At 40.4% G+C, this 25939-nt stretch carries 32 protein-coding genes; 28 read left to right on the plus strand and 4 right to left on the minus strand.

Going from position 1 to position 25939, the window contains the following annotated elements; all coding sequences use genetic code 11:
* Window positions 1–18: 18 nt before the first annotated feature.
* Complete coding sequence (greA, locus tag GSR62_RS04320) at window positions 19–492, plus strand: transcription elongation factor GreA (protein WP_004047561.1); 474 nt, start codon at window positions 19–21, stop codon at window positions 490–492.
* 455 nt (window positions 493–947) lie between these two features.
* Here the strand turns inward: greA and GSR62_RS04330 are convergent, their stop codons facing one another.
* Complete coding sequence (locus tag GSR62_RS04330; RefSeq protein ID WP_066023862.1) at window positions 948–1907, minus strand: nucleoside hydrolase; 960 nt, start codon at window positions 1905–1907, stop codon at window positions 948–950.
* A gap of 218 nt (window positions 1908–2125) precedes the next feature.
* On the opposite strand from GSR62_RS04330, the gene GSR62_RS04335 reads away from it, so the two are divergent.
* The 7 genes from GSR62_RS04335 to GSR62_RS04365 all read left to right on the plus strand — a co-directional run bounded on the left by GSR62_RS04335 (window position 2126) and on the right by GSR62_RS04365 (window position 8110).
* Window positions 2126–2614: a DUF3013 family protein gene (locus tag GSR62_RS04335; RefSeq protein WP_066023863.1), complete on the plus strand. Its 489-nt coding sequence runs from the start codon at window positions 2126–2128 to the stop codon at window positions 2612–2614.
* Window positions 2615–2632: 18 nt separating this feature from the next.
* On the plus strand, window positions 2633–3520 hold the full coding sequence (gene prmA / locus GSR62_RS04340) for a 50S ribosomal protein L11 methyltransferase (protein ID WP_035447911.1): 888 nt from the start codon (window positions 2633–2635) through the stop codon (window positions 3518–3520).
* Between the two features lie 3 nt (window positions 3521–3523).
* Window positions 3524–4273: a 16S rRNA (uracil(1498)-N(3))-methyltransferase gene (locus GSR62_RS04345; RefSeq protein ID WP_066023864.1), complete on the plus strand. Its 750-nt coding sequence runs from the start codon at window positions 3524–3526 to the stop codon at window positions 4271–4273.
* A gap of 81 nt (window positions 4274–4354) precedes the next feature.
* A complete protein-coding gene (locus GSR62_RS04350) occupies window positions 4355–4681 on the plus strand; it encodes a hypothetical protein (protein WP_035447917.1) in 327 nt (108 codons plus the stop codon).
* Between the two features lie 120 nt (window positions 4682–4801).
* A complete protein-coding gene (locus GSR62_RS04355) occupies window positions 4802–7024 on the plus strand; it encodes a RelA/SpoT family protein (RefSeq protein ID WP_066023865.1) in 2223 nt (740 codons plus the stop codon).
* Between the two features lie 15 nt (window positions 7025–7039).
* Entirely contained in the window at window positions 7040–7486 is a 447-nt protein-coding gene (gene dtd, locus GSR62_RS04360; RefSeq protein WP_035447921.1) for a D-aminoacyl-tRNA deacylase, read from the plus strand.
* Window positions 7487–7498: 12 nt separating this feature from the next.
* Window positions 7499–8110, plus strand: coding sequence for an HAD-IA family hydrolase (locus GSR62_RS04365; protein ID WP_010688939.1), 612 nt, complete (start codon window positions 7499–7501; stop codon window positions 8108–8110).
* 80 nt (window positions 8111–8190) lie between these two features.
* On the opposite strand, the gene GSR62_RS04370 is transcribed toward GSR62_RS04365, so the two are convergent.
* Complete coding sequence (locus GSR62_RS04370) at window positions 8191–8955, minus strand: TrmH family RNA methyltransferase (protein WP_035447923.1); 765 nt, start codon at window positions 8953–8955, stop codon at window positions 8191–8193.
* 177 nt (window positions 8956–9132) lie between these two features.
* On the opposite strand from GSR62_RS04370, the gene GSR62_RS04375 reads away from it, so the two are divergent.
* The 12 genes from GSR62_RS04375 to recN all read left to right on the plus strand — a co-directional run bounded on the left by GSR62_RS04375 (window position 9133) and on the right by recN (window position 18835).
* A complete protein-coding gene (locus tag GSR62_RS04375; protein WP_010688941.1) occupies window positions 9133–9360 on the plus strand; it encodes a hypothetical protein in 228 nt (75 codons plus the stop codon).
* Between the two features lie 62 nt (window positions 9361–9422).
* A complete protein-coding gene (locus tag GSR62_RS04380; protein WP_066023866.1) occupies window positions 9423–10490 on the plus strand; it encodes a M24 family metallopeptidase in 1068 nt (355 codons plus the stop codon).
* Window positions 10491–10619: 129 nt separating this feature from the next.
* Window positions 10620–11177, plus strand: a complete 558-nt coding sequence (gene efp / locus GSR62_RS04385; RefSeq protein WP_004047589.1) for an elongation factor P — start codon at window positions 10620–10622, stop codon at window positions 11175–11177.
* Window positions 11178–11439: 262 nt separating this feature from the next.
* Window positions 11440–11868 carry an Asp23/Gls24 family envelope stress response protein gene (locus GSR62_RS04390; RefSeq protein WP_004047591.1) on the plus strand — a complete coding sequence of 143 codons (429 nt, stop codon included), beginning with the start codon at window positions 11440–11442 and terminating at the stop codon, window positions 11866–11868.
* Window positions 11868–12266 carry a transcription antitermination factor NusB gene (gene nusB / locus GSR62_RS04395; protein ID WP_066023867.1) on the plus strand — a complete coding sequence of 133 codons (399 nt, stop codon included), beginning with the start codon at window positions 11868–11870 and terminating at the stop codon, window positions 12264–12266. Before GSR62_RS04390 ends, nusB begins: the two co-directional genes overlap by 1 nt.
* Window positions 12267–12377: 111 nt before the next feature.
* Window positions 12378–13226 carry a bifunctional methylenetetrahydrofolate dehydrogenase/methenyltetrahydrofolate cyclohydrolase FolD gene (folD, locus tag GSR62_RS04400; protein WP_035447934.1) on the plus strand — a complete coding sequence of 283 codons (849 nt, stop codon included), beginning with the start codon at window positions 12378–12380 and terminating at the stop codon, window positions 13224–13226.
* Entirely contained in the window at window positions 13226–14569 is a 1344-nt protein-coding gene (xseA, locus tag GSR62_RS04405) for an exodeoxyribonuclease VII large subunit (RefSeq protein WP_010688946.1), read from the plus strand. The genes folD and xseA overlap by 1 nt, the downstream gene beginning before the upstream one ends.
* A complete protein-coding gene (locus GSR62_RS04410) occupies window positions 14566–14793 on the plus strand; it encodes an exodeoxyribonuclease VII small subunit (RefSeq protein ID WP_010688947.1) in 228 nt (75 codons plus the stop codon). Before xseA ends, GSR62_RS04410 begins: the two co-directional genes overlap by 4 nt.
* A gap of 104 nt (window positions 14794–14897) precedes the next feature.
* On the plus strand, window positions 14898–15776 hold the full coding sequence (locus GSR62_RS04415) for a polyprenyl synthetase family protein (protein WP_035447936.1): 879 nt from the start codon (window positions 14898–14900) through the stop codon (window positions 15774–15776).
* Between the two features lie 14 nt (window positions 15777–15790).
* Window positions 15791–16618 carry a TlyA family RNA methyltransferase gene (locus GSR62_RS04420; protein WP_035447937.1) on the plus strand — a complete coding sequence of 276 codons (828 nt, stop codon included), beginning with the start codon at window positions 15791–15793 and terminating at the stop codon, window positions 16616–16618.
* 20 nt (window positions 16619–16638) lie between these two features.
* Window positions 16639–17097 carry an arginine repressor gene (locus GSR62_RS04425; protein WP_035447941.1) on the plus strand — a complete coding sequence of 153 codons (459 nt, stop codon included), beginning with the start codon at window positions 16639–16641 and terminating at the stop codon, window positions 17095–17097.
* A gap of 58 nt (window positions 17098–17155) precedes the next feature.
* Complete coding sequence (recN, locus tag GSR62_RS04430) at window positions 17156–18835, plus strand: DNA repair protein RecN (protein ID WP_066023868.1); 1680 nt, start codon at window positions 17156–17158, stop codon at window positions 18833–18835.
* Window positions 18836–18919: 84 nt separating this feature from the next.
* On the opposite strand, the gene lexA is transcribed toward recN, so the two are convergent.
* The gene (gene lexA / locus GSR62_RS04435; RefSeq protein ID WP_010688954.1) at window positions 18920–19543 is read right to left on the minus strand and encodes a transcriptional repressor LexA; all 624 of its coding nucleotides are present in this window, start codon (window positions 19541–19543) and stop codon (window positions 18920–18922) included.
* A 164-nt stretch (window positions 19544–19707) separates the two neighbouring features.
* On the opposite strand from lexA, the gene GSR62_RS04440 reads away from it, so the two are divergent.
* Both GSR62_RS04440 and GSR62_RS04445 read left to right on the plus strand, forming a co-directional pair.
* On the plus strand, window positions 19708–20004 hold the full coding sequence (locus GSR62_RS04440) for a DUF896 domain-containing protein (RefSeq protein WP_010688955.1): 297 nt from the start codon (window positions 19708–19710) through the stop codon (window positions 20002–20004).
* Window positions 20005–20084: 80 nt separating this feature from the next.
* Window positions 20085–20309 carry a YneF family protein gene (locus GSR62_RS04445; RefSeq protein ID WP_004047611.1) on the plus strand — a complete coding sequence of 75 codons (225 nt, stop codon included), beginning with the start codon at window positions 20085–20087 and terminating at the stop codon, window positions 20307–20309.
* Window positions 20310–20357: 48 nt separating this feature from the next.
* Here GSR62_RS04445 and GSR62_RS04450 read toward each other — a convergent pair whose 3' ends face one another.
* The gene (locus GSR62_RS04450) at window positions 20358–20984 is read right to left on the minus strand and encodes a lysophospholipid acyltransferase family protein (RefSeq protein ID WP_035447947.1); all 627 of its coding nucleotides are present in this window, start codon (window positions 20982–20984) and stop codon (window positions 20358–20360) included.
* 206 nt (window positions 20985–21190) lie between these two features.
* Between GSR62_RS04450 and GSR62_RS04455 the strand changes: the two genes are divergently transcribed.
* The 6 genes from GSR62_RS04455 (at window position 21191) to GSR62_RS04480 (ending at window position 25892) form a co-directional block, all read left to right on the plus strand.
* Entirely contained in the window at window positions 21191–21949 is a 759-nt protein-coding gene (locus GSR62_RS04455) for a tRNA1(Val) (adenine(37)-N6)-methyltransferase (protein ID WP_179854468.1), read from the plus strand.
* Window positions 21933–22220 carry a GIY-YIG nuclease family protein gene (locus GSR62_RS04460; protein ID WP_010688961.1) on the plus strand — a complete coding sequence of 96 codons (288 nt, stop codon included), beginning with the start codon at window positions 21933–21935 and terminating at the stop codon, window positions 22218–22220. The genes GSR62_RS04455 and GSR62_RS04460 overlap by 17 nt, the downstream gene beginning before the upstream one ends.
* Before the next feature lie 140 nt (window positions 22221–22360).
* Window positions 22361–23356, plus strand: a complete 996-nt coding sequence (locus tag GSR62_RS04465) for a D-2-hydroxyacid dehydrogenase (RefSeq protein ID WP_029507313.1) — start codon at window positions 22361–22363, stop codon at window positions 23354–23356.
* A 175-nt stretch (window positions 23357–23531) separates the two neighbouring features.
* The gene (gene rpsB / locus GSR62_RS04470) at window positions 23532–24329 is read left to right on the plus strand and encodes a 30S ribosomal protein S2 (RefSeq protein ID WP_035447953.1); all 798 of its coding nucleotides are present in this window, start codon (window positions 23532–23534) and stop codon (window positions 24327–24329) included.
* A 146-nt stretch (window positions 24330–24475) separates the two neighbouring features.
* On the plus strand, window positions 24476–25351 hold the full coding sequence (gene tsf / locus GSR62_RS04475; protein WP_010688964.1) for a translation elongation factor Ts: 876 nt from the start codon (window positions 24476–24478) through the stop codon (window positions 25349–25351).
* Window positions 25352–25592: 241 nt separating this feature from the next.
* Entirely contained in the window at window positions 25593–25892 is a 300-nt protein-coding gene (locus GSR62_RS04480) for a hypothetical protein (protein ID WP_010688965.1), read from the plus strand.
* The last annotated feature ends 47 nt before the right edge of the window (window positions 25893–25939 follow it).

Genomic DNA, 25939 nt, shown 5'->3' on the forward strand with positions numbered 1-25939 from the left:
TATTAATGAGGTGTAAAAATGGCTGAAGAAAAAACATTTCCAATGACATTGGAAGGTAAAGAAAAACTTGAAGTTGAATTAGAAGAACTTCGGACAACTAAACGAGCAGAGATCATCGAACGGATCAAGATCGCTCGTTCCTTTGGAGATCTATCTGAAAACTCCGAATACGAAGCAGCAAAGAATGAACAATCAATGCTTGAAGGTCGGATCAAAGAAGTCGAAAACATGTTGAACCATGCTGAGATCATTGATAATGGCTCGATCGCTGCTGACGAAGTTGCGATCGGTAAAACAGTAGTCTTCCAAGAAGACGACGATGAACCAGAAACTTACCAGATCGTGGGTGCTGCTGAAGCTGATCCATTTGCTGGTAAGATCTCAAACGAATCACCGATCGCCCAAAGCTTAGTTGGACATAAAGTGGGCGAGACCGTGAGTGTTGAAACTCCTGGCGGTGAAATGCAAGTCAAGATCATTGAAGTTAAATAATTTTGTCCAAAGAAGATCTGCCAAAAAAGGCAGGTCTTTTTTTGTACGCAAAAAACTCCCTTAGCCATGACCAAGGGAGCAAATATTTAAGTTCTGAAAACAAATAGTCCAGTGCCGATCCCAATAAAGATACAAGCTAAACAAAGAAAGATACTTGTCCAAGCGTTGCCGATCCGAAGCCAAAAATTGCGCGCTGTCATAAGAAATATTAGGCAGGCGGTAATAAAAAATAGAAAGTAGATCAATTTTAGTGGCGCAAAAATAAATAAGACCATCAAAGCGCAGAGCAACAGTAAATTTCTAAAATTTTTGTACCAGTACAAAGTACCAAAGAAGGCTTGTTGGTAAGAAAAACTGCGGTTATGCGGTAAAGAACTAAATTTTAAGATGCCCAGCAAAAGCCAAAAGATATAAAGGGATATCCCAAGAATATTCATTGCTTAAGCCTCATCTTCCTAATTTTTGCTAAATAGCGTCGTCAAACGTTCCATGAATAAATCGACAAAGCGGGTTTTATCAACGTTGACGGCTGCTTTAGTCAATAAAGCGGGTTCGTTGATCCGAGTCTCATCCCCGATCGTGCGTCCGGCATAAGGCCCCTCGGTATCAACTTTCATGTTTAGATCAAGTGTTGTTACTAACGAAGGATCGATCGCTGCTGCTACAGCTAGTGGATCGTGTAAAGCACAGCCGCCTAAGTGAGGACTTGTAACTTTGTAAGCATCGATATAGTAATCTGTCAGATCAGCATATTTTTCACCAGCTAAAGTCTTTAAGTCACGCCACTTTTGAGTTTCTTTTGTAGTCAAGAGTGTTCGGGTCGTAACGTCTAAGCCGATCATCGTCAATGGGAATTCACTGCGAAAGACTTTATCAGCTGCTTCAGGATCTTGATCGATGTTAGCTTCAGTTACCGGGTTGACGTTACCAGGAACAGTCAAAGCTCCACCCATTAAGGTAACTTTACCTACAAGTTTAGCGATCTCAGGATCTTTTTCTAAGGCGGCAGCTAAGTTTGTCAAAGGACCAGTTGGAACGATCACGAGATCTTTGCCGTATTTGTGAGCAGCTTCGATGAAGAAATCGACTCCAGACATTGCTTCTGGTTTACGGTCAGCTTTTTTAAGTTTGACTTCACCGATCCCGTTTTTGCCGTGGATCTGGGCACTGATCGGCATAACTTCAAAGCTATCCTTAGTAGAAGCGTGTGGAAGCCCAGTGAAAACTGGAATATCTGGATGTCCTAACAGTTCAAGCAAGTCTAAACTATTTTGGACCCCATCTTCGACTAGAATGTTACCATATGAACCCACGATCCCGATCAGATCGCATTCTTCTGAAGCTAAAGCATAAGCGATGGCTAATGCATCGTCGATCCCAGTATCGAGATCAAGAATCATTTTGTATTTTGCCAAGTAAATCATCTCCTAAAGTTAGTAATTCACACTCTTAGTTTATCAGAAATTATAGCTTTTGTACTTACTTGAGTGTAAAAAATTAATAAAATATTGCTAAAAACGATAAAATATACGTTAAATCAGCTAAAAACAAAAGATTATCGAATTAAACTTGTTTTCTATCCCGCCTAGAGGTTACTATATTAGTATAACTATACACAGACAGGATTGATTGGATGGCAAAAACAGATCTTTTGACTTTTTTGGAAAGCAATATAGATAGCTTAGATTTTGATGGTAAGATCGAACTTTTTTGGAATAAACGCGCCAAAACATTTGAGATGGAATTGACTTTTTACGCCGAAAATTCTACTAGTCAAGTCATCACAGACGCGGAAGGAGTAAGTTCGGATGAAGCGATCATTTCATTTAGTGACAGTATTTTATTTTATGATGAGAAAAATGCAGCTCAAGTCGAACCAGAAGCGTATTTAGCGTGCTTGAGCTATGCTGGTAAAAAAGGTTGGACATTAGCACGTGGTAAAGCATTTTTTAGTTATTTACAGATCGTGTTAGACAATGGACGTTCGGATCTGCTTGACTTTTTAAATGACAGCGACAAGGAATTATTCGAATTGGCCTGGTCGATGAGTGAATTTGAAAGATTTGTGCAGGATGCGACTGAGAATACGGCTGCGGAAAATTTGCCGTACCCTAAATTTTAAGCAAAGGATGAATTTATTTTGGATTGGATCAAATTAACTGTAACGACGACAAATGAGGCGAGTGAAGCTGTGATCAATCTTTTGATGGAAAATGGGGCTGGTGGCGTTGAGATCGATGATTCAGATCTTAGTCAAGTTGAATTAGCTACATATTTTCAAGCACAGGCTGGCTTAGTAGAGCTACTCCCTGAATTAGAACAAAAGATCGCACAATTGCGCGAATTTGGCTTAGATCCAGGCAAGGGAACTGTCAAATTAGCCGAACTGGATGATGATTCTTGGGCAGATGTTTGGAAGAAATACTATCATCCAGTCCGTTTAACGCGCTATTTGACGATCGTGCCAAGTTGGGAAAGTTATACGCCAGAAACAACTGATGAAAAAGTTATCAAACTTGATCCCGGTCGTGCTTTTGGAACGGGAACTCATCCAACAACTAAATTAGCATTACAAGCATTAGAGACTGTTGTGCGTGGTGGAGAGACCATGATAGATGTGGGCACTGGTTCGGGTGTCTTGAGTATTGCAGCTAAGTATTTTGGTGTCGCTCAGATCGCTGCTTATGATGTTGATGCTGAAGCGGTCAAGGTGGCCGAAGAAAATTTGGCGTTAAATGGCATGCAAGATGCGATCACGGTGGGAGCAAATGACTTGTTGGCTGGGATCAAGACCAAAGTTGGGTTGATCACGGCTAATATCTTAGCCGAGATCATCGTACCTTTGATCCCTCAAGCTTATGAGTGCTTAAAGCCAGGTGGGATCTTTATCACTTCCGGGATCATCGCTGATAAAAAAGATTTGATCGTCAGTGAAATTGAAGCCAAAGGTTTTGTGATCGATCAAATCTTAAATATAAAAGATTGGTACTCGATCATCGCCCATATGCCAACGACAGATGAGGTCTAAAAAATGCAACGTTATTTTTATAATGAAATGTTAGCCAATGAGCAATTTGTTTTACCAAAAGATATCTATAAGCATGCAATCACAGTAATGCGGATGCGTGTTGGGGATAAATTTGAGTTGGTGACTCCAGATAAGCAAGTTCAATTGATGGAAGTGACTGCAGTCGATAAACAACAGGCACGAGCTAAGGTCATTGAAACTTTTAGTCATCAAACTGAATTGCCCGTTGTAACCACGATCGCTTGTGGCCTTTCTAAGGGTGATAAAGCGGAATTAATCGTGCAAAAGGGAACAGAATTGGGAGCTGATAGATTTATCTTTTTCAAAGGTGATTTTTCGGTCGCCAAGTGGGATGATAAAAAGCAAGCTAAAAAGATCGCACGGTTGGAAAAGATCGCTTTAGCAGCGGCTGAACAGTCACATCGCACAACGATCCCAACAATCAGCTATTGCAACAGCTTGAAAGAATTAAAACTAGCCACAGATGAGTCAGGTATCGTGGCCTATGAAGAAGCAGCTAAACAAGGGGAAAAAGCTAATTTAGTCAAAGTTATTGAACAACTTACTGCACACCAAGCCCCACATCTGACGGCAGTTTTTGGCCCAGAAGGTGGTTTATCAACAAATGAGATCGAGATCTTGATGCAAGAAGGTTTCATTCAAGCGGGGTTAGGGCCAAGGATTATGCGGGCTGAGACAGCGCCACTATATCTTTTAGCGACGCTTTCATATGCGTTAGAATTGGTCAAATAGCCTGTAGCAGAGTTTCTTCTATACTAAAATGTGATTTTACGGTAAAATAAAATTAATTAATTTTAGAAACAGGTAATGAGAATGCAATTAAGTAAAGTATCACCCCAAAAAATAATTTCATATTGGGCTTTTGCCACACTGTTTAGTTTCGTGATCCCGATCATTTTTACGGTTTTAAATGTTGATGAGATCACGAAAACGGGTGTGATCTTATTTGGTATCAATGTAGTTTATGCGATCGCAATTGGATTTTATGCAGGTAAACATGCCGATAAGTTTTGGCTAGTGCTATTTTTCCCAGTTATTTACTTGATCGGTTGTGATTTCTTTTTTGATAGCCATGCGATCTATTGTACCGTAGTTTATTTGATGTTGACATGCTTTGCCTATGGTGCTGTACGCAAATAAAATTTACAACAGCAATAGGCACTTTTTGCAGTAGTGAAAAGTGCCTATCGTGCATTCAAATGAATTTGGTAGATTGGTGAGAAAGGAAGCGCTACTGTCTTTAGTGGCGACGGTGATGAGATGGAAAAGAACGTAATTTGGAGTGCAGAAGATGTGATCAACAAATGTAGTGAATACATGAATGCAGAACATGTGGCGATTGTACAAAAAGCCTGTGATTTTGCTACCTACGTTCACCGTGAACAATTTCGTAAGTCAGGAGAACCATATATCGTCCACCCGATCCAAGTGGCTGCGATCTTAGCTGAATTAAAAATGGATCCTGAAACGGTAAGTGCCGGTTTTTTGCATGATGTGGTCGAGGATACGCCCGTTATTTTGGCTGATATTGGTGAGCTTTTTGGTAAAGATATCGAAGTGATCGTAGACGGGGTCACAAAATTGAGCAAGATCCGCTACAAGTCACACAAAGAACAGCTAGCTGAAAATCACCGTAAACTACTCTTGGCGATGTCAAAAGACTTACGGGTCATTATCGTGAAGTTAGCTGACCGTTTGCATAATATGCGTACCCTAAAACATTTGCGTCCAGACAAACAACGCCGTATTGCAAATGAAACGCTCGAGATCTATGCACCGTTAGCTGATCGTTTAGGTATCAGTACGATCAAATGGGAATTGGAAGATACCTCATTAAGATATTTGAATCCTCAACAATACTATCGCATCGTGCATTTGATGAATTCAAGACGTGACGAACGTTTACAATACATCAATGAAGCGATCGATGAGATCAAAGGTGCGATCGTGGATCTTAAGCTCAAAGATTGTGAGATCTATGGGCGACCAAAGCATATTTACTCGATCTATCGTAAGATGCGTGATCAGCACAAGCAATTCAGCCAGATATATGACCTACTTGCGATCCGTGTGATCGTTAAATCGATCAAGGATTGTTATGCGGTATTAGGGGCGATCCATACGAAGTGGACCCCAATGCCAGGCCGATTCAAAGATTATATTGCGATGCCTAAAGCTAATATGTACCAATCGTTGCATACGACTTTGATCGGACCAAATGGGACTCCATTTGAGGTGCAGATCAGAACTGAGGAGATGCACCGGGTGGCTGAATATGGTATCGCTGCTCACTGGGCTTACAAGGAAGGTAAGACAGATGGTGTTAAAGAAACGACAACGGGTGAAAAACTCAACTTGTTCAAAGAGATCATTGAGTTACAAAATGAATCCATTGATGCTAGTGATTTCATGGAAAGTGTCAAGGGTGATCTCTTTAGTGACCGGGTCTATGTCTTTACACCTAAAGGGGATGTCTTTGAATTACCTAAAGGAGCCGGTCCACTAGATATGGCTTATTCGATCCATACGGAGATCGGAAACCATACGACGGGAGCTAAGGTCAATGGTAAGATCGTTCCACTGGATTATCAGGTCAAAAATGGCGATATCGTTGATATTTTGACTTCGCAAAATTCGGCCGGTCCTAGCCGTGACTGGCTCGAGTTAGTGCATACGAATAAGGCGCGTAATAAAGTCAAGCGTTTCTTTAAACAACAAGATCGGATCCAAAATATCGACCAAGGTAAAGATATCTTAGAAGAAGCGCTGATCGAAGAAGGCTATAATGTACACGATGTTTTAAATACTAAAAATATTGAGCGGGTCTTGGCTAAACGGCATATTTCCACGAGCGACGATATGTATGCAGCGCTCGGATTTGGTGAATTACAGCCAGCTGGGTTCATTAATATTTTGACACAAGATATTCGTGAGCAAAAAGAATTACAACGTAAAAAACAACAAGAAAAAGATCTTCTTGAAGATCATAAAGGGATCAAAAATAACAATGCTAACAGTAAGAATAAGCATGATGAAAGTGTCTTGATCGAAGGGATCGATAATCTATTGGTCCGCTTGAGTCATTGTTGTAATCCGATCCCAGGTGATGAGATCGTTGGGTATATCACTAAAGGGCGTGGGGTCTCGGTCCATCGAACTGATTGTCCTAATGTGAAAAATGCTGAACAAAGTGGTACGCGTTTGATCGATGTAAGTTGGAATGTTGTTTCTGATGATCGGACACACTATAATACTGACCTTGAGATCCAAGGGTATAATCGTTCTGGTCTGTTGAACGATGTTTTACAGGCGATCAACAATACGACAAAACAACTCAATTCGATCAACGGACGGATCGATCATAATAAGATGGCAACGATCGATGTGACAGTAGGGATCAGAGATAAGGTACATTTGCAACGGGTCATCGATAATATCAAACGAGTCCCTGATGTTTATGTAGTAAAACGAACGATCCATTAAGTGAGGTAAAGAAAAGTGCGTGTAGTATTACAACGAGTAAAAAAAGCCAGTGTGGCGATCGCAGACCAAACTGTTGGTCAGATCGATCAAGGGCTACTGCTATTAGTGGGTTTTCAGGCTGGCGATGGTAGCGAGCAGATCGATTATTTAGTAAAAAAAATCGCCAATTGTCGGATCTTTAGCGATGAAGAGGGGAAAATGAATCTGAATGTCCAACAGATCGCGGGGAAAATTTTGTCGATCTCACAATTTACGCTTTATGCTGATACTAAGAAGGGAAATCGCCCAAGTTTTACTAAGGCCCAAGAGCCAGCTAAGGCGGTGGCTAATTATGCTGAATTCAACCAAAAGTTGCAAGCTTTGGGGATCGAAGTTCAAACTGGAGAATTTGGGGCCGATATGCAAGTGAGTTTGGTAAATGATGGTCCTGTAACGATCATCTTTGATACAGAGAATAGATAGTGAGGTCATAATATGTATCAAAATTATTTTTTTGATTTTGATGGAACCCTCTATGATACGTATCCTGGCATGGTCAAAGCTTTTGTTGAAGCTTTTGCACTTCAAGGAGTAGAACTATCAACAAGTGAAGTTTATCAAGTGATGCGTGAGGCTTCCGTGCGTGAAGCTTATCGACGATACACGACCGCACAGTTAGATGAGGCTAAATTGCATGCTGATTATCGACGTCTAGAAGAAAAGTATCAAGTTCAAGCTAAGCCGTTTTCAGGGGCGCGTGAGCTATTAGAGCGGATCATTGCTAATGGTGGGCAAAACTTTTTATTGACCCATCGCGATAAAAGTTCATTGACATTGCTCGAGCGTGATGGATTTTTGCAATATTTTACGGATCATTCGACGGCAGACGATGGTTTTAAACGTAAGCCAGATCCTGAAGCGTTGAACTTTTTGGTCGCTAAGCATGGACTAGATCCCAGTGTTTCTGTAATGGTCGGTGATCGGACTTTAGATATCATAGCGGGGCACAATGCTAAGATGGCGGGGATCTTATTTGATCCCGATAAGTTGATCAAAGCCGATGTTCATGCAGAACAGATCGTTCAAAACTTGAATGCTATTGAATAAAAATTGCTATAAAAAAAGAGGGGCCTACCACGAGCTTATCGTGATAGGTCCCTCTTTTTTTATACGGCACTGATCCTTAGTTAGTCTATGAGTTGAAACATCAAGATCCCGGCAGCAACGGCCACATTTAGCGATTCAGCATGGCCTTTGATCGGGATATAGAGATTGAGTGAAGTTTGTTGTAAGAGTTCTGCGCTCATCCCATTACCTTCATTGCCCATGATCAGAGCAAAATTTTGGTGTTGGCCAACTTCTTGATAAGAACGAGCATCTTTGTTTAATTCGCTTCCGAAAACAGGATAATTTTTAGCCTTGAAAGCTTGGATCCAAGTGCTCAGATCAGCTGTGACTAATTGAAGGTGGAATTGGCTACCTTGCATTGAGCGGACGACTTTGGGTTGATACATATCAGCTGTCTTAGGCCCAAAAACGACCCCTGAAAAACCAGCTGCATCAGCGGTTCGCACCATAGTTCCGATATTTCCTGGATCTTGAACACCATCAAGTAAGAGCCATGCACCAGAAGCAGTGGTCGGACTGATCGTAGTTTGGTCAAAGGCTACTTCAGCAAAGATCCCTTGGGGCGATTTAGTTTCGCTGAGATGCTTGGCGATCGACTCACTGATCGAGAAATATTGGATCTCGGGCAAGATCTCTAAGTCAGCTAGATACTTGAAACTCGGTGTGACTAGGATCTTTTGGATCGGTTCGTCAGAATTCAATGCCTCTTTGACTAAATGCCAACCATCGAGCAGATAAGTTTGACTTTGTTGACGCCCTTTTTTGGTGGCGAGTTTTTTCCAAGCCTTGACTTGAGGATTGGAGACCGATGTAATTTCTTTCATTATCCATGACCTCGTTTTCTAATTTACATAAAATTCAGTATAACATATTAACTGTAACAAGGAAGAATGTTTTTAAAAACGATAACTTATTATAAATTGATTATATAAGTTATGGTTGATGGAATTTTTGTGAACTAAGGAATATAATACGGATAAAAAGTAAATGGGGGCGGTAATTTGCCAAACTTATTAGAGAAAATCTATTTTGAAGAACAAGATCAAACAATGTTAGTTCTTAGTACAAAACAAAATTTTAAGGGTGCTACGGCGATCGTTGATGGAACAGACAAATGTTTTATGATCGTTCGAGTTCATTTTCGAAGTCTCAAAAGTTATCGAGCTAATCGGATCATCGTGATAGTCAAGGGAAACTATATCGCTGATAAGATCAAGGCGATCGTTTAGATTTTCTAGCGCGCATAGGTGTGTTATCATGAGATAAATATGGATCAAGGAAGGTATCAATGATGAATGAATTTGACCAACGTTGTCAACGCTTACGTCAAAAAATGCAAGAAGCTAGTGTAGATGCTTATTTGGTGACTTCACCAGATAATATCTATTATTTAAGTGGTTTTACCGGGGATGCCGGCATTCTGTTAGTAACAGAACAAGAACGTTATTTGATCACTGATGCACGTTTTGAGACGCAAATAGCTCAAACTAATCCGTGGTTAAAAGCAGTGATCACACGGGATTATTTTGGACGAGCCTTAGAGATATGCGAACGTGAGAAAGTTGTTGCTTTAGCATTTGAAGAAAGTTTGAGCTATCAAGTTTATGATCAGTTAGATGAATATGCTCCATGTGATCTAGTCGCATTGAGTGGTTTGATCGAAGCCTTGCGTTCACAAAAATCTGCTACTGAGATCGAAAAGATAAAAGCGAGTTGTCGCTTGGCTAAGGCTGGATTTGAGCATGTCTTAAAACTTGCTAGACCAGGACTTGGAGAACAAGAGCTAGCCTTGGAACTAGATTATTACATGCGAAAAAACGGAGCTAGTCAAGCCTCCTTTGAAACTATCGTAGCCTCAGGAACACGTTCGGCCTTACCACATGGTGTCGCAAGTAACAAGAAATTAGCTTCAGGGGATTTAGTAACTCTTGATTATGGTTATTTTTTAGACTACTATACTTCGGATGTGACCCGAACCTTTGCGCTAGGCAAGGTCGATCCTAAGCTAGAAGAGATCTATCATATCGTTGCTGAAGCTAAGCAACTGACGATCGAAGCAGTCAGACCCGGGATCACCGGAAAAGAACTTGATCAGATCGGACGCGACTATATCGCTCAAAAAGGTTATGCAAAATATTTTGAACACGGTATGGGACACGGGATCGGACTAAATGTTCATGAGGGCCCTTATATCGGTAAAACAAGCACAGAAGTTTTACAGCCAGGACAAGTGATCACTATCGAACCGGGGATCTATTTACCTGATCTGGGTGGGGTACGTTTGGAAGATGATATCTTAGTCACCGAAACGGGCTATGAGAATTTGACCGATTTTTACCAAGAATATTATGAAATTTAAGCGAGATAGCGGTGATTAACTTGCATTTACCGCTGTTCTTTTGATATTATAAAGTGTATGAATTATATTTGGATAAGTGTGCTACTAATGAGATAGTGGGGCTTATGTAATTATTTTAGGAGGACTAATATGATTTCAGTAAATGATTTTAAAAATGGCTTAACGATCACAGTCGATGGTGAATTATGGCGTGTGGTCGAATTTCAACATGTAAAGCCAGGCAAGGGTTCAGCTTTTGTCCGTTCTAAATTAAAAAACTTACGTAATGGTGCTGTTCAAGAAAAAACATTCCGTGCTGGTGAAAAAGTAGAACAAGCACAGATCGACCGCAAGAAGATGCAATACTTATATGCTGATGGTAACAACTATGTCTTCATGGATACAGATACTTATGAACAATTAGAATTACCAGGTGAAAGCTTAACAGAAGAATTGAAGTACTTGAAAGAAAACATGGTCGTTAGTGTTATCATGTACGGTTCTGAAACATTAGGTGTTGAATTACCAAATACTGTTGATCTTACAGTTGCTGAAACTGAACCAGGTATCAAAGGTGATACAGCTTCTGGTGGTTCTAAGCCAGCTACAATGGAAACAGGTGTTGTGGTCCAAGTTCCATTCTTCGTTAATGAAGGTGATGTATTAACGATCAACACAACTGACGGCACCTATATCTCACGTGCCTAATTTGGTCAATTGAACGTTATTTTCGCCAAAAATCAACCATTTAGCAATTTTAGCTATTTTTTGTGACAGTGACCGTAAGAAAGATAATATGGGATCGGGATTGTCCTGGCATAAAAAACTTGAAGACAGGTAAATTTTTAAAAAAGGATTTCTTGGTTGAATATTGGAAGTGAAAAAATTTAAGAAAGGAAATATATAATCTTTCTTGAGATATAGGGAGTTTCCCTATATTTTTCCATATTTTATATAGCAGGTTTTAGATATGTCTGAAGATAATAATATTGTTTTAACAAGTAAAGAACCCAGCTTAGGTGAAGTTCGTTTAGCACCAGAAGTGATCGAAGTGATCATTGGGATCGCAGCAAGTCAAGTTGATGGTGTATATTCGATGCGTGGTTCGATCGCCAACAGCTTTTCAGAACTCTTAGGCCGTCAAATTCGAGGTAAAGGTGTCAAAGTCAACAAAGACGAAGATCAATTAAAAGTTGATGTCTATGTCTTTTTGAACTATGGCGTCTCAGTTCCTAAAGTTGCGGCTCAGATCCAAGAAAAGGTTCGCCAACAAGTTCTCTTTATGACGGGAATTGAAATTTTAGGCGTTGATGTGCACGTTCAAGGGGTAATACCTGAAAAACAAGAACAAACAATTGACCCAAATAATTTATTTGGGGAAGAGAATGGTGAAGAATAGTGAGTATTAGTAGACATGATACGCGTAAACTGGCTTTTCAAGCACTTTTTGCGTTGAATAGCAACCCAGATGCCTTACCACAAGACGTTTACGAAGCTTTGTTGGAAGATGAGGCGACAACTACAGTACCAGCCTACTTGCCTGAATTGGTAGAAGGCGTACTTACACACCAATCTGAATTAGACGCAAAGATCGATCAACATTTGAGCGCAAATTGGACGCTCGCACGCTTGAACAGGATAGACCTCTTGATCTTGCGCTTAGCGATCTATGAAATGCTTTATGTTGATGATGTTCCGGCTAAAGTGGCTTTAGACGAAGCTTTGCAGTTAGCTAAGGAATTTAGTGATGATAAATCACGGCGTTTTATCAATGGTGTTTTATCAAATCTACTTTAAAGATGAAAAATGTCTGTACTAAAGTTTAGTGCAGGCATTTTATTTTTGAAAAAAATGTAGCTGAGTGTGCTAAAATATTAGGTATACACTAAAGTTAAGGTTGTGATTTATATGACAGTGATGATAGACGGACGCGGAACTGCTGAAAAAATCCGCAGCCAATTAAAGGGAAAGACAGAAAAGTTAAAGCAACAAGGGTTAGAGCCATGTTTGGCTGTTGTTTTAGTAGGGGATGATCCGGCTAGTCATGTATATGTCCGCAATAAAAAACGGGCAGCTGAAAAGATCGGGATCAAGACTAAAGACATCACTTTACCAGCTAACACGACACAAGCAGAGTTATTACAATTGATCGATGAGTTGAATGGCGATGTAACAGTCCATGCGATCTTGGTGCAGATGCCGTTACCAGCACAGCTTGATGAAAATGCAGTGATCGAACGGATCGATCCGAAAAAGGATGCTGATGGTTTGCATCCCGAAAATTTAGGCCATCTTTTTATGGACCAGCCTAAAGCTTTACCATGTACCCCACGTGGCATTATGGTCCTATTAGAAGAGTATCAGATCCCAGTGGCTGGTAAAAATGTTGTGATCATCGGACGCAGTAATTTAGTTGGACGTCCTTTAGCTGCTTTGATGATAAATGCAGATGCTACCGTCACTGTGGCGCATAGCAAGACTAAAGATCTTCAAAGAGTTGCTAGCCAGGCTGATATTTTAGTCGTTGCAACGGGACGAGCTGAAATGGTCGATGAGACTTATATCAAGGAAGGCGCAACTGTGATTGATGTTGGGATCAACCGTTTGGCTAACGGCAAATTAGTCGGTGATGTCAAACAAGCTAGTGCTGTAACTAAGGCAGCTTATTTGACACCAGTTCCCGGCGGCGTTGGACCGATGACGATCGCGATGTTGATGCAACAAACGCTTGAATTGGCAGAAAAGAGCAATAGCTAATGGAAAAAGATCAATATTTGACCGTCACTGCACTAACTAAGTATTTACATCGAAAATTCAGTGCTGATCCATATTTGAATCGTGTCTATCTGACTGGTGAGATCTCAAATTTCCGTTTGCGTCCCCGCCATCAATATTTTAGTTTAAAAGACGATGGTGCTAAAATAGATGCAGTCATGTTTCAATCGGCATTTAACAAACTGAAATTCAATGTTGAAGATGGAATGAAAGTCTTAGTGGTCGGAAGAGTAGATCTGTATGAACCTAGTGGAAATTACCAAATCACGATCGAGAAGATGGAACCAGATGGTGTGGGCGCTTTGTATCAAGCGTTTGAGCAATTAAAAACTAAATTAGCCACAGAAGGGTTGTTTAGCGCACCTAAGCGGCCATTAGTCCATTTTCCTAAACGGATCGCAGTGATCACTAGTCCATCGGGCGCAGTCATCCGTGATATCATCACGACTACTAGACGGCGGTATCCAATCGCACAACTAGTTTTATTTCCCGCAGTCGTTCAGGGCGAAAAAGCAGCTGATTCATTAGTTGGACGTTTAAAAGAGGTCAATGCTCGAGGAGATTTTGATACGATCATTATCGGTCGTGGTGGGGGCTCAATCGAGGATCTATGGCCCTTTAACGAAGAAAAAGTTGCCCGAGCGATCTTTGAAAGCCAGATCCCGATCATTTCTTCGGTTGGACACGAAACCGATACGACGATCGCTGATTTAGTAGCTGATGTCAGAGCGGCGACCCCTACTGCAGCAGCTGAATTGGCAACACCGGTCTTAGAAGACGAGATCTTACGGATCAAACAAGATAAGTTGCGCTTGATCCAAAGTTATCAAGCTATGCTGAAGTTACGCCGCCAACGGCTACAAAAATTGCAAAATTCTTACGTTTTTATGCAACCAAACCGTCTGTATGAAGGCTACCTTCAAAAGCTTGATGGTTACCAGAATCGACTCAAACAGGCTTACCGGGAACAGTTATATCAAAAAGAAAAGTCATTTTCGGAGTTGATGACGCGTTTGCAGAGTTCTTCGCCAAAAGATACGATCAACTTGCATAAACAACAAGTGGTACAACTCAAAAAAGATCTATTCCGGGCAACGGAAAAGTATGTTGGTGATAGGGAGCAACGTTTGATAAAGGCTACTAATGCCTTGGATATGTTGAGTCCGTTACGTGTCATGGGACGTGGCTTTTCTTACGTCACAGCGGATGAAAAGATCATCAAAAAGACATCTGATCTGACGGTCGGTTCGGAGATCAAATTGCATTTGAGCGATGGTAGTGTGAAGGCTAAAGTTACTAAAATTGATGGGATGAAGAAAAAATGACAGAAAATAATTTAACTTTTGAACAAGAATTACAAATGTTAGAAGCGATCGTAGGCAAACTTGAGCAAGGCGATGTTCCTTTAGAAGAAGCGCTAGCACAATTCCAAAAAGGGGTAGCTTTGAGTAAAAAATTACAAGAGACCCTCCAAAATGCCGAGGATACTCTGACCAAAGTTATCAACGAAGAAGGTCAAGAAGTCGTCTTTGAAGCAAACAATGACTGAGATTTAGCTGTGTATTGTGAGAAATTTGGTGGGAGCAATACTGTTAAAGTAAACAAGGAAGGAATCTAGGTTTTCTTGATGATCCCATACCTAGAGAGTGAAAAATGCAGTTAGCAACTTTTCAAAATAAAATGATCCCTTTGCTTGAACAGCATATGCGACATTACTTGGCGCAATTTACTGAGAATAAGACGCTACAAGCAGCTATGCAATATTCGCTTGAAGCGGGTGGTAAGCGGATCAGACCGCTTTTGATCATGTTGATCTGTCAAAGTTTAGGCAAAAAGATCGATCCAGATGTTTTGAGTGTGGCGGGAAGTTTAGAATTTCTGCACACCTACTCTTTGATCCATGATGATCTACCTGAGATGGATAATGATGATCTCCGACGGGGAAAACCGACAAATCATAAAGTTTTTGGTCAAGATATAGCGGTTTTAGCAGGTGATGCCCTTTTAACTGAGGCTTTTGGTTGGATAGCTAAAACAAAGCTGTCACCTAAAAAACGTGTTACCTTGGTGGCTGAACTCGCCAAAGCTGCAGGGGCAAATGGGATGGTCGCAGGCCAAACCAGTGATATCTTAGGTGAAAAGACCACGTTGACTTTAGCTGAGTTGATGCAAGTCCATAAAAACAAGACCGGACAATTGTTGGAGTATGCTTGTTTTGCCGGTGCCATTTTAGGTGGAGCGACTCCAAAACAAGAGCAGGCATTAGTTACTTTTGGCCAAAAATTTGGTCTAGCCTTTCAGATCTATGACGATATTTTAGATGTAACGGCGACGACTGCCGAGTTGGGTAAGACAGCTAATAAGGATGTGGCGGAAAATAAAAATACTTATCCGCGCCTTTTAGGACTAGAGGGAGCTAAGCAAGCGCTAGCTGATACGTTGGAACAAGCAAAAGATCAACTTGAGTTTTTAGCCGGAAGTGGTTTTGAGACTTCTCTTTTGCGTCAAGTGCTAGAGTATTTTAAATTATAAGTAAGGATGTAAGTATGAAAAAAGAACGTGTAGATGTATTATTGGTCAAGCAGGGTCTATTCGAGACACGCGAACAAGCAAAACGTGCAGTTATGGCAGGCGAGATCTTAGGTGAAAATGAAGAACGCTTAGATAAACCAGGTGAAAAGATCGATCCAAGTGTCAAATTACATTTTAAGGGTAAAAAAATGCCTTATGTTAGTCGTGGTGGCTTAAAGCTTGAAAAAGCGCTCAAAGTCTTTAAACTAAGTACCAAAAATAAGACAGTCCTTGATATTGGTTCATCTACGGGGGGCTTTACTGATGTCGCCTTACAAAAAGGGGCTAAGTTGAGTTATGCTCTCGATGTGGGAACTAATCAATTAGCTTGGAAGTTGCGCCAAGATCCGCGAGTCGTTGTGATGGAGAATACTAACTTTCGCTACAGTAAATTAGAAGATTTTACTGCTGGACGCCCTGATTTTGCGACGATCGATGTTTCTTTTATTTCTTTACAACTTATTTTGCCGACTTTACATGCGATCTTGGAGCCGGGCGGAGACGTGGTGGCTTTGATCAAGCCTCAATTTGAGGCGGGGCGTGAAAAGGTCGGTAAGCATGGGATCGTTCGGGATGAAAAGGTTCATTTAGAAGTAGTCCAAGAGTTGATCGCTTTTGCTGTCAAAGCAGGCTATGATGTTTTAGACCTTGATTTTTCACCGATCACGGGTGGTGAAGGAAATATTGAATTTTTAGTTCATTTGCGTTCAACCTCAGAGACTGCAACGATCAGTGCGAATGTCGATCCAAGTGCGGTGATCAAACAAGCCCATCAAACATTACTTCATCAAAAAGATAAGTAGGTAGGAAGGATGATTTCTCAGTGAGAAAACAAGATAGACAACGAATTATTAAAAAAATGATCCAGGATAATGCGATTTATCGGCAAGAAGACTTTGTTAGTCTCCTTTCAGCTAAGGGAGTTGAAGTGACTCAAGCTACTATCTCACGTGACGTAAAAGAGATGCAGTTGATCAAAGTCCCAACGCCAGATGGATCATATCGGTATAGTTTACCGACGACCAAGAAGGATAATACCGAAAAAAAACTAAGGAAAGTTTTGCGTGACGCCTATCTTGTTTCTGACTGTCACCGTGATCTATGTATGGTCAAAGTTTTGCCTGGTAATGGGCCAGCGCTTTCGAGCTTGATCTCACAAATGAACTATGATGAAGTCTTTGCTACTTTAGGCGATGATGACACGATCATGCTCTTTGCACGCTCAAATGAGGATGCATTGCAGATCGAGCGTAAATTATTGGCTTTGATCGATGATAAATAGGACTTTTAGATTTTGGGAAAGGAAAAACTGTTACTCTTAGCAACAGCAGGAAAGTACTTTGTTACAAGAATTAATGATCCGTGATTTTGCAATTATTGAGCAGTTGACCGTTGATTTTGGAACGAATATGACGGTCTTGACTGGTGAAACAGGGGCTGGTAAATCTATTATTATCGATGCTTTAGGACTACTAGCAGGTGGACGTGGCTCGAGTGATTTTATCCGCAAGGGAGCTAATAAGTCGTTACTCCAGGGGCAATTTACCATTCCTAAAGCGACGCGCACATATGAGCTTTTAGATGAATTTGGGATCGAATGTGAAGATGACGTTTTGATCTTACAACGCGATATTTATCGCAGTGGTAAAAATGTTTGCCGGATAAATGGTGTTTTGGTTAATTTGGGCACATTACGGCAGGTAGGGCAAACCTTGATCGATATCCACGGACAAAATGAGCATCAAGAATTGATGGATCCTGAGCGCCATTTAGCCCTAGTTGATAATTATCAGCCTGAGATCCTAGCTAAATTGACACAATACCAGGCACTTTATGCCAATTATCGTCGCCTTTCGCAAGCACTGGAGCAACGCGAGAAAAATGCGCATGAGTGGGCTCAAAGACTCGATATGTTACAATTTCAAGTTAATGAGATCAGTGAGGCGCAGTTACACGAGGGCGAAGAAGAAGAGCTCCAAGAACAAAAACGTCAATTAGATAATTATCAAACGATCCATCACGCCTTAGAGATGAGTTATCAAGCACTAAATGGTGAAGAATTAGATGTGATGAGCGTTCTAGGAAATGTCATGAGTGAATTAGAAGATGTGGCTGAGTTCAATTCTGAATTAGCCGCGATCTACGAAAAGGTTTCTGATGCTTTTTATAATCTGCAAGATGCAGCACATGAAGTTTCAGGGCAATTAAGTGATCTGGAGTGGGATGAAGAACTGCTAAATTCAATTGAGGCACGGCTCGAAACGATCCATCAGCTCAAGCGTAAATATGGTGATTCGATCGAAATGATCTTGGCTTATTACGATAAGATAAAACACGAGCTTGAAACGATGCAACAAAGCGATGAAAACTTAGAGCAGCAAGTCGAACAGGTCAAAGAAGCTCACGCCAAGGCAAAAGAATTAGCACTAGAGATCAGCGAGTTACGCAAACAGACTGCTAAACGCCTTGAAAATGAGATACATCAGCAATTAAGTGCGCTTTATATGGATAAAGCTGTTTTTGAAGTACGTTTTTTACCAGAGAACGGGCAATTGACTGAGACTGGGCTTGATCGGGTCGAATTTTACATTCAAACTAACCCCGGAGAAGAAATGGGCGCTTTAGCAAAGATCGCTTCTGGTGGTGAATTGTCGCGGATCATGCTCGCGCTAAAGACGATCTTTGCCCAAAATAAGGGTGTGACGAGTATTATTTTCGATGAGGTCGATACTGGAGTCAGTGGGCGCGTCGCCCAGGCAATCGCAGAAAAGATCAGTCAGATCGCAACTAATTCGCAAGTGTTGTGTATCACGCATTTACCACAGGTCGCAGCTGTGGCAGACCATCACTACTTTATTGCTAAGCATGTAGCTAATGGTCGGACTGAAACTTCGCTGACGATCTTAAACGATAAGGAACGGATCGAAGAATTAGCCCGAATGTTATCGGGTTCTTCGATCACGACTTTGACGCTAGAACATGCAGAAGAATTGCTAAAAATGGCTAAGGCAAGTAAATAGTTCTAAAAGATGCACTTTGAGGCATCTTTTTTTTGAATAAAAAAACTAGAAGTCGGTAAACTCCTAGTTGCTAAAATATTGACTTTAGATCATATCACGGTAGAGCCCAATGACTTTGCCTAAAATTACGACATTATCCAAGATGATCGGATCCATCGTTTCATTTTCAGGTTGTAATCTAAAATATCCGTCTTCTTTGTAGAATCGCTTGCACGTTGCTTCATCGTCTTCGGTCATGGCGATCACGATATCACCATTGTCAGCAGCAGATTGTTTTCTAACGATAACTTGATCACCATCTAAGATCCCAGCATCGATCATGCTTTCACCACGGATGTTCAACATGAACAAATCATTGGCATCGCTTAAATTAGGTGGTAATGGGAAATAATCAGTTGTTTCTTCAACGGTTAAGATCGGCATCCCTGCAGTTACCGTTCCGACAACGGGGATCTCATTTAAGGTCGTTTTGATCCCCAAAGCGTCTAGACCAGCTGGAGTAACTTCCATTGCCCGTGGCTTAGTAGGATCTTTTTTAAGAAAGCCTTTCTTAGTTAAGCGTGCTAAATGACCGTGTACAGTTGAGGTCGAAGAAAGGGAGACTGCTTGGCAGATCTCGCGTACAGTCGGTGGATAACCTTTGCTCTCAACTGTATTGTAGATAAAACGCAAAATGTTTAGCTGTCTTTTTTCGGATGCTTTTGTCATTTTGAACACCTCAATACATTTTTATAGGGTAATTATAACATAGAAAACCAACAGTTACAAACAAGCGTTTGCTTTATCTAGAGAAAGTGACTAAGTTAATGACTTTCTTAAAATTTTGAGATAGAATATAAATGATAGATCATCTTGGAAAAGAGGAATTTAACATGGAAAAAGACGAAAAATTAGAACAAGCGTCAGAAACGACGGAAGCAAAAAAAGGTGCGATCCCCCAAGAACTGATCGATCGCATCAATGAATTATCTAAAAAGAAAAAAGAAGGCACGCTAACAGAAGCTGAAAAAGAAGAACAACAAGAATTGCGTAAGACTTACTTAGCGATGTTTAGAGAAAACTTCCGTAGTCACGTAGAAATGTTACAAGTCTACGATAAAGATGGCAATGAAGTTACGCCAGAAAAGGTCAAAAAGATCCAACGTGAACGTGGTTTGCGTGATAATTAAAGCCGTTTAACGCTTTATTTTTAAGGATAACTTGTGTAGAATAAGTAGTTGAATGAATATAATGAGAAGGGGGTGCTGAAATGTCTACTGGAATTTGGATCGTACTTGTAGTCTTAGCGCTTATCCTTGGCTTTGTTGGTGGTTTCTTTGCTGCTCGTAAGTACATGGAAGACTATTTGAAGAAAAATCCGCCGATCAATGAACAGATGTTGCGGACGATGATGATTCAGATGGGGCAAAAGCCTTCTGAAAAGAAACTTCATCAAATGATGGCTTCAATGAAGCAAAATATGTCTAAAAAGTAATTTAAAACTAAAAATAGGTTGTGACTTGCGAGTCCAACCTATTTTTAGTTATTTTTTTGTTGTAGGATCGATGTAGTGGAAGTTTGGATCGATCGCTTTGTCCAGTTTGGTAAAGGCTTGTTCCATTTCATTGATGATCGTTGCTTGGGTCTCATCGGTCAATTTAGTTTTGCGATCAACGTAGATCGGTTCACCAAAGCGAACAGTTGTCTTTTTACGGCTAAAGAGTGTTTTTAAGGTCAAGGGCCCTTGGTAAACGGCAGGAACGATCGGGACACCAGTCATTTTAGCAATCAAAACGACGCCCCCTTTCATTTCCTGTGAATGTCTAGTCCCAGAAGGAAACATGATCAAAGAAAGATCACTTTTTTTAAGCAACTTGACTGGGGTCTTGATCACAGAGGGACCAGGATTTTTTCGGTCGACTGGAAAAGCGTTGGCATGTTTTAGGATAAACCGCAAAATTGGATTTTTGAAAAGTTCTTCTTTTGCCATGAAGCTGAATTTTTTAGGAGAAGCTGCTAAGGCAAAATACAAGGGATCAAACCAAGTGCGGTGTGGGCCAACCAAAATATAATTTCCTGAAGGTAAGTTTTCTTTGCCTTCAAAGTTTGGTTTACCGTTGATCAGATAAACAAGAAACCTAACTAGGCCTCGAATAAATGAATAAAACATGGTATTTACTGCTATAGACTGTGAGATATTTGAAAGTTCTATAGCCTTCCTTTCTTAGATAGCGCTGCTGCTAGCCGGCTCACAGTTTAACTTTCAAGTGGCTTCAATACTTGGACAGCACTATTTATTTATTATACATTTTTTAGTATGCTAAATTTATCTTAAAATTGCAAGTCACGTTAAAGAGTAAAAGAAGGTGTTTTGATTTGAATAAAATCGAATTGAGAGAAGATGAACGGATCGACCAGTTATACGCTAACGATATCAAAATAATTCAAAGCTCAAAAGTTTTTTCTTTTTCTTTGGATGCAGTGTTACTGGCCCATTTTGCCGAGCCAACAAAAAAAGAAAATGGCAAAGTAGTCGATCTCTGTGCGGGAAATGGAGCAGTTGGTCTATTTTTGACAAACAAAACTAAAGCTTCGATCGTGGCTGTCGAGATCCAACCTAAATTAGCTGAAATGGCTGAACGTAGTGTTAAATTAAATTCTTTAGAAAAACAGCTGACTGTCTTGAATCTTGATCTAAACGATTCGTTGACGCATTTGAAAAAAGATAGCTTTGATACGGTCACATGTAATCCCCCGTACTTTTCGGATCTTCCAACTAGCAAAAAAAATCCTAACCCTTATCTGGCATTGGCCCGCCATGAGATCACGGTGACTTTAGCTCAAACGATCGAAATGAGTAGTGCACTTTTAAAAACTAAAGGTAAAGCTTATTTTGTTCATCGTCCCGATAGACTGTGGGAGATCTTTGAATGCATGCAAAAAAATCGGCTAGCTCCTAAGAAGATCCAACTAGTCTATCCTAAAGCAGGTCGTGAAGCTAATATGGTCTTAGTCGAAGCGATCAAAGATGGACGCAAAGGCGGGTTGCGCTTTATGTCTCCGATCACAGTTTATCAGGCAAATGATGAATATACACCGGAGATGAGGGAAATTTTATATGGAACAGCAGAGTAAACAGTATTTTTTCTATGTTTTACGCTGTGCGGATGCTACTTTTTATACAGGCTTTACGACTGATCTCAAACAGCGTTTAATGACTCACAATAGTGGACAGGGAGCTAAGTATACCCGTGTTCGGCGCCCGGTGAAAATGATCTACCATGAGCAATTTGCGACTAAAAGTTTAGCACTTAAAAAAGAATATGCGTTCAAACAACTAACACGCCAACAAAAGGAAAGCTATTTGCGTGAACATGGAGTAGCTGAGAAATATTTGTTAAGATAGACTTATGTTATAGTAAGAGTTGAAGTGCTAACTTTAGATTTGAAGTTAAAATGTGAGATCATCAAGAAAAGTTAGCTAAAATTCAAGAAAGGAAGGCTGCATTTCTTCATTTGGAGTCACATTTGGTGCAGCAGTTCGTTATGAAGTTTATTGCTTATAATGTACGTCAAGATGAACGTGCTTATTTTGAAAATTGGTCTCAAAAAAATAATATTGAAATAAAATTAGTTGCCGATGAAGTTACGTCCGAAAATTTGAGCTTGTCCAAGGGATATGATGCTGTTATCAGCTTTCAGACTGGGACGTATCCAGCGGATCTTTTTAAGACTTTGGCTGGTTATGGTGTCAAAGATGTTTCGATCAGAAATGTCGGGGTCGATAATCTAGACCTAGCTGAAGCTAAGAAATATGGGATCGCGGTAACTAATGTGCCGGCATATTCGCCTAATGCGATCGCTGAATTTTCAGTAACGATCTTACTACAATTGTTGCGTAATCAAAATATTTTCCGCAAGCGAATGGCTTCCAATGATTATCGCTGGGCTCCCTTTGTTGGTAAAGAGATCAGAGCTTTGACGATCGGGATCGTTGGCACGGGGCGGATCGGTAAAGCTGCGATCGATATCTATAAGGGCTTTGGTGCTAAGATCTTGGCGTTTGATCCCTATCATGATCCTAAATTGGAAAGTGAAGGTATCTATGTTGATACGCTAGAAGATCTAGTGGCTAAAGCCGATGTGTTGACTTTGCATATGCCAGGCTCTGACAAAGATGGACATCTGATCGATGCTAAAATGATCGAAAAAATGAAAGATGGCGCTTATATCATCAATACTGCGCGCGGTTCTTTGATCGATGCTAATGCTTTACTTGCAGCTTTGAAGAGTGGCAAATTAGGTGGTGCTGGTTTAGATACGTATGAATTTGAGACACCGATCTTTAACCACGATTTAAATGAAACGGGTGTTGAAGATGAACTGTTCAAAGAGTTAGTTGCGTTAGATAACGTTGTGATGACGCCACACATTGCCTTTTACACTGAAATAGCTGTTGAAAATATGGTCAATATCTCATTAGATTCGGCTAAATCAGTGATCGAGACTGGAACGGCCCCGACTTTAGTTCAAACAAAATAAGCTTGATTTTTTAACAGAAACGTTTGCAATTGCTCTAGGAGTAGGTTATAATATCGAGAGTGCCTATAAAGGTACAATTCACACCTTATGCGATGGTCAAAAGGGTGCTCATTTGAGTTTTTTGATCGTTGAACATAGGGGAGGATAATAAAAACTATTTTGGAGGTTAATTGTAATGGCTGTTATTTCCATGAAACAATTACTTGAAGCTGGTGTACATTTTGGTCACCAAACACGTCGTTGGAACCCTAAGATGAAGAAGTACATCTTCACAGAACGTAATGGTATCTACATCATCGACTTACAAAAAACTGTTAAGTTGATCGACGATGCTTACGATTTTATGAAAGATGCTGCTGCTAACGATGGTGTTATCTTGTTTGTTGGTACAAAGAAACAAGCACAAGATGCGATCGAAGAAGAAGCAAAACGTGCAGGTCAATACTACGTAAACCATCGTTGGTTAGGTGGTACTTTGACAAACTGGAACACGATCCAAAAACGTATCAAACGTTTGAAAGAGATCAAAGCAATGGAAGAAGATGGCACATTTGAAGTGTTACCTAAGAAAGAAGTTGCTTTGTTGATCAAAGAACGCGATCGTCTTCAAAAATTCCTTGGTGGTATTGAAGATATGCCACGTATCCCTGATGTATTGTTCATCGTGGATCCTCGCAAGGAACGTATCGCTGTTAAGGAAGCACAAAAGCTTAACATTCCTATCGTTGCTATGGTCGACACAAACGCTGATCCAGATGAAATCGATGTTAAGATCCCATCAAACGACGATGCTATCCGTGCCGTACGTTTGATCACATCTAAGATGGCAGATGCGGTCATCGAAGGTCGTCAAGGCGAAGATGATGCACCTGTTTCAGAAGAAACTTTCCAAGCTGCTAACGGCGAAGAAGTTGAATCCATCGAAGAAATCGTTGAAGTTGTTGAAGGCAACAACGATACAGATGCTGAATAGTTAATAAACTTAGGCTGTCTCAGGTTTTAGGTAGGCATTTTGGCCTTAGTCTTGAGATGGCCTTTTTTAAATTTATGGTTTGGATACACCATGGTTTTTATGCCAAAAGTACTCCAAATTAATCACTCTAAGGAGGCCACTAGGCTATGGCAAAAGTTACTGCTGCTCAAGTAAAAGAATTACGCGAAAAAACTGGCGTAGGTATGATGGATGCTAAGAAAGCTTTAGTTGCTGTTGATGGCGACATGGACAAGGCTATTGATTTCTTGCGTGAAAAAGGTATGGCAAAGGCTGCTAAGAAGAGCGACCGTGTTGCTGCTGAAGGTTTAGCTGATGTTGAAGTTGTAGGTAACACAGCTGCAGTTGTTGAAATCAACGCTGAAACAGACTTTGTTGCTCAAAACCAACAATTCAAGGACCTTGTAAAACGTGTTGCAGGTTTGATCGCAGAAAACAAACCAGCTGATTTAGAAGCTGCTTTGGCTATCAAGACTGACAAAGGTACGATCAACGAAGAAATCATCGAAGCTACACAAGTTATCGGTGAAAAGATCACATTGCGTCGCTTTGAATTGGTTGAAAAAGCTGACAACGAAAACTTCGGTGCTTACTTACACATGGGTGGTAAGATCGCTGTTTTAACTGTTGTTGAAGGTGCTGATGAAGTGGCTGCTAAAGACGTTGCAATGCACGTTGCGGCTATCAATCCTAAGTACGTTAACCGCGACCAAGTGCCTGCTAGTGAAGTAGAACACGAAAAAGCAGTTTTAACTGAAGAAGCTAAGAACGAAGGCAAGCCAGAAAACATCATCGAAAAGATGGTTGCAGGTCGCTTGAACAAGTTCTTTGCTGAAGTTGCTTTGGATGACCAAGCATTTGTTAAGGATCCAGACTTGACAGTTGCTAAATTCATGGCTTCTAAGGACGGCAAGGTCAAAGCCTTCGTTCGTTACGAAGTTGGTGAAGGTATCGAAAAGAAAGCTGATAACTTTGTAGAAGAAGTTATGAGCCAAGTTAAATAACATTCGCTTATTTTAACGCTAGAACCCTTGATATATCAAGGGTTCTTTTTTGTGTTGGGAATGAAACTATTCCATATTAGCAAGAATAAGCAATTTTTGTGGTGTTTCTAATTATTAAAGAAAATGAGTAGCAGTACTTGACAGTAGTCGTTTTTCGGAAGAAAATTTAGTTAGTTTTATTTAGTATAATGGGTATTTATGGAAATATTGATAGAAGTGTTCTCTAAAGGGGGACAGAATGATGACTAATTTGATCTATCAGCTGTTAGTTGAAACGAAGACAGGCTTGAAAGTATGTAAATTATGGAACGAGCTTACTAAGTTATTTAATGCTTATCTGAGTTATTGTTCTAAAAATAAAGTCGTAGGTGTGATAAGTTATTTAATAACAATTATTGTTGGCGCGGTAGTACTTAAACTTTGGCTTATTCCGTTCTTGCTCAAGCTCATGCTTATTGGTGCCTATCTTCTGGGAGGATTAGTTTTTGGTGCAGTTTTGTCTGTTATCTTACTATTAAATTTCTTTGCCCAACACTTATGACCTGTCCGGATAAATAATATGTTAAAAAAGTTGAGATAGAACACTAT

The sequence above is a fragment of the Ligilactobacillus animalis genome (genome assembly GCF_009933595.1).
Classification (GTDB): Bacteria; Bacillota; Bacilli; order Lactobacillales; family Lactobacillaceae; genus Ligilactobacillus; species Ligilactobacillus animalis.

Excerpts from the sequence above, each read along its gene's own strand:
- greA (WP_004047561.1), top strand. The coding sequence starts at position 19 with ATGGCTGAAGAAAAAACATTTCCAATGACATTGGAAGGTAAAGAAAAA.
- GSR62_RS04370 (WP_035447923.1), bottom strand. The coding sequence starts at position 8,955 with ATGAAAGAAATTACATCGGTCTCCAATCCTCAAGTCAAGGCTTGGAAA.
- GSR62_RS04465 (WP_029507313.1), top strand. The coding sequence starts at position 22,361 with ATGAAGTTTATTGCTTATAATGTACGTCAAGATGAACGTGCTTATTTT.
- GSR62_RS04365 (WP_010688939.1), top strand. The coding sequence starts at position 7,499 with ATGTATCAAAATTATTTTTTTGATTTTGATGGAACCCTCTATGATACG.
- rpsB (WP_035447953.1), top strand. The coding sequence starts at position 23,532 with ATGGCTGTTATTTCCATGAAACAATTACTTGAAGCTGGTGTACATTTT.
- GSR62_RS04380 (WP_066023866.1), top strand. The coding sequence starts at position 9,423 with ATGAATGAATTTGACCAACGTTGTCAACGCTTACGTCAAAAAATGCAA.
- folD (WP_035447934.1), top strand. The coding sequence starts at position 12,378 with ATGACAGTGATGATAGACGGACGCGGAACTGCTGAAAAAATCCGCAGC.
- GSR62_RS04390 (WP_004047591.1), top strand. The coding sequence starts at position 11,440 with ATGTCTGAAGATAATAATATTGTTTTAACAAGTAAAGAACCCAGCTTA.
- GSR62_RS04460 (WP_010688961.1), top strand. The coding sequence starts at position 21,933 with ATGGAACAGCAGAGTAAACAGTATTTTTTCTATGTTTTACGCTGTGCG.
- GSR62_RS04355 (WP_066023865.1), top strand. The coding sequence starts at position 4,802 with ATGGAAAAGAACGTAATTTGGAGTGCAGAAGATGTGATCAACAAATGT.
- GSR62_RS04345 (WP_066023864.1), top strand. The coding sequence starts at position 3,524 with ATGCAACGTTATTTTTATAATGAAATGTTAGCCAATGAGCAATTTGTT.
- GSR62_RS04420 (WP_035447937.1), top strand. The coding sequence starts at position 15,791 with ATGAAAAAAGAACGTGTAGATGTATTATTGGTCAAGCAGGGTCTATTC.
- tsf (WP_010688964.1), top strand. The coding sequence starts at position 24,476 with ATGGCAAAAGTTACTGCTGCTCAAGTAAAAGAATTACGCGAAAAAACT.
- GSR62_RS04335 (WP_066023863.1), top strand. The coding sequence starts at position 2,126 with ATGGCAAAAACAGATCTTTTGACTTTTTTGGAAAGCAATATAGATAGC.
- lexA (WP_010688954.1), bottom strand. The coding sequence starts at position 19,543 with ATGACAAAAGCATCCGAAAAAAGACAGCTAAACATTTTGCGTTTTATC.
- GSR62_RS04350 (WP_035447917.1), top strand. The coding sequence starts at position 4,355 with ATGCAATTAAGTAAAGTATCACCCCAAAAAATAATTTCATATTGGGCT.
- GSR62_RS04445 (WP_004047611.1), top strand. The coding sequence starts at position 20,085 with ATGTCTACTGGAATTTGGATCGTACTTGTAGTCTTAGCGCTTATCCTT.
- GSR62_RS04415 (WP_035447936.1), top strand. The coding sequence starts at position 14,898 with ATGCAGTTAGCAACTTTTCAAAATAAAATGATCCCTTTGCTTGAACAG.
- efp (WP_004047589.1), top strand. The coding sequence starts at position 10,620 with ATGATTTCAGTAAATGATTTTAAAAATGGCTTAACGATCACAGTCGAT.
- xseA (WP_010688946.1), top strand. The coding sequence starts at position 13,226 with ATGGAAAAAGATCAATATTTGACCGTCACTGCACTAACTAAGTATTTA.
- GSR62_RS04450 (WP_035447947.1), bottom strand. The coding sequence starts at position 20,984 with ATGTTTTATTCATTTATTCGAGGCCTAGTTAGGTTTCTTGTTTATCTG.
- GSR62_RS04440 (WP_010688955.1), top strand. The coding sequence starts at position 19,708 with ATGGAAAAAGACGAAAAATTAGAACAAGCGTCAGAAACGACGGAAGCA.
- GSR62_RS04410 (WP_010688947.1), top strand. The coding sequence starts at position 14,566 with ATGACAGAAAATAATTTAACTTTTGAACAAGAATTACAAATGTTAGAA.
- GSR62_RS04480 (WP_010688965.1), top strand. The coding sequence starts at position 25,593 with ATGACTAATTTGATCTATCAGCTGTTAGTTGAAACGAAGACAGGCTTG.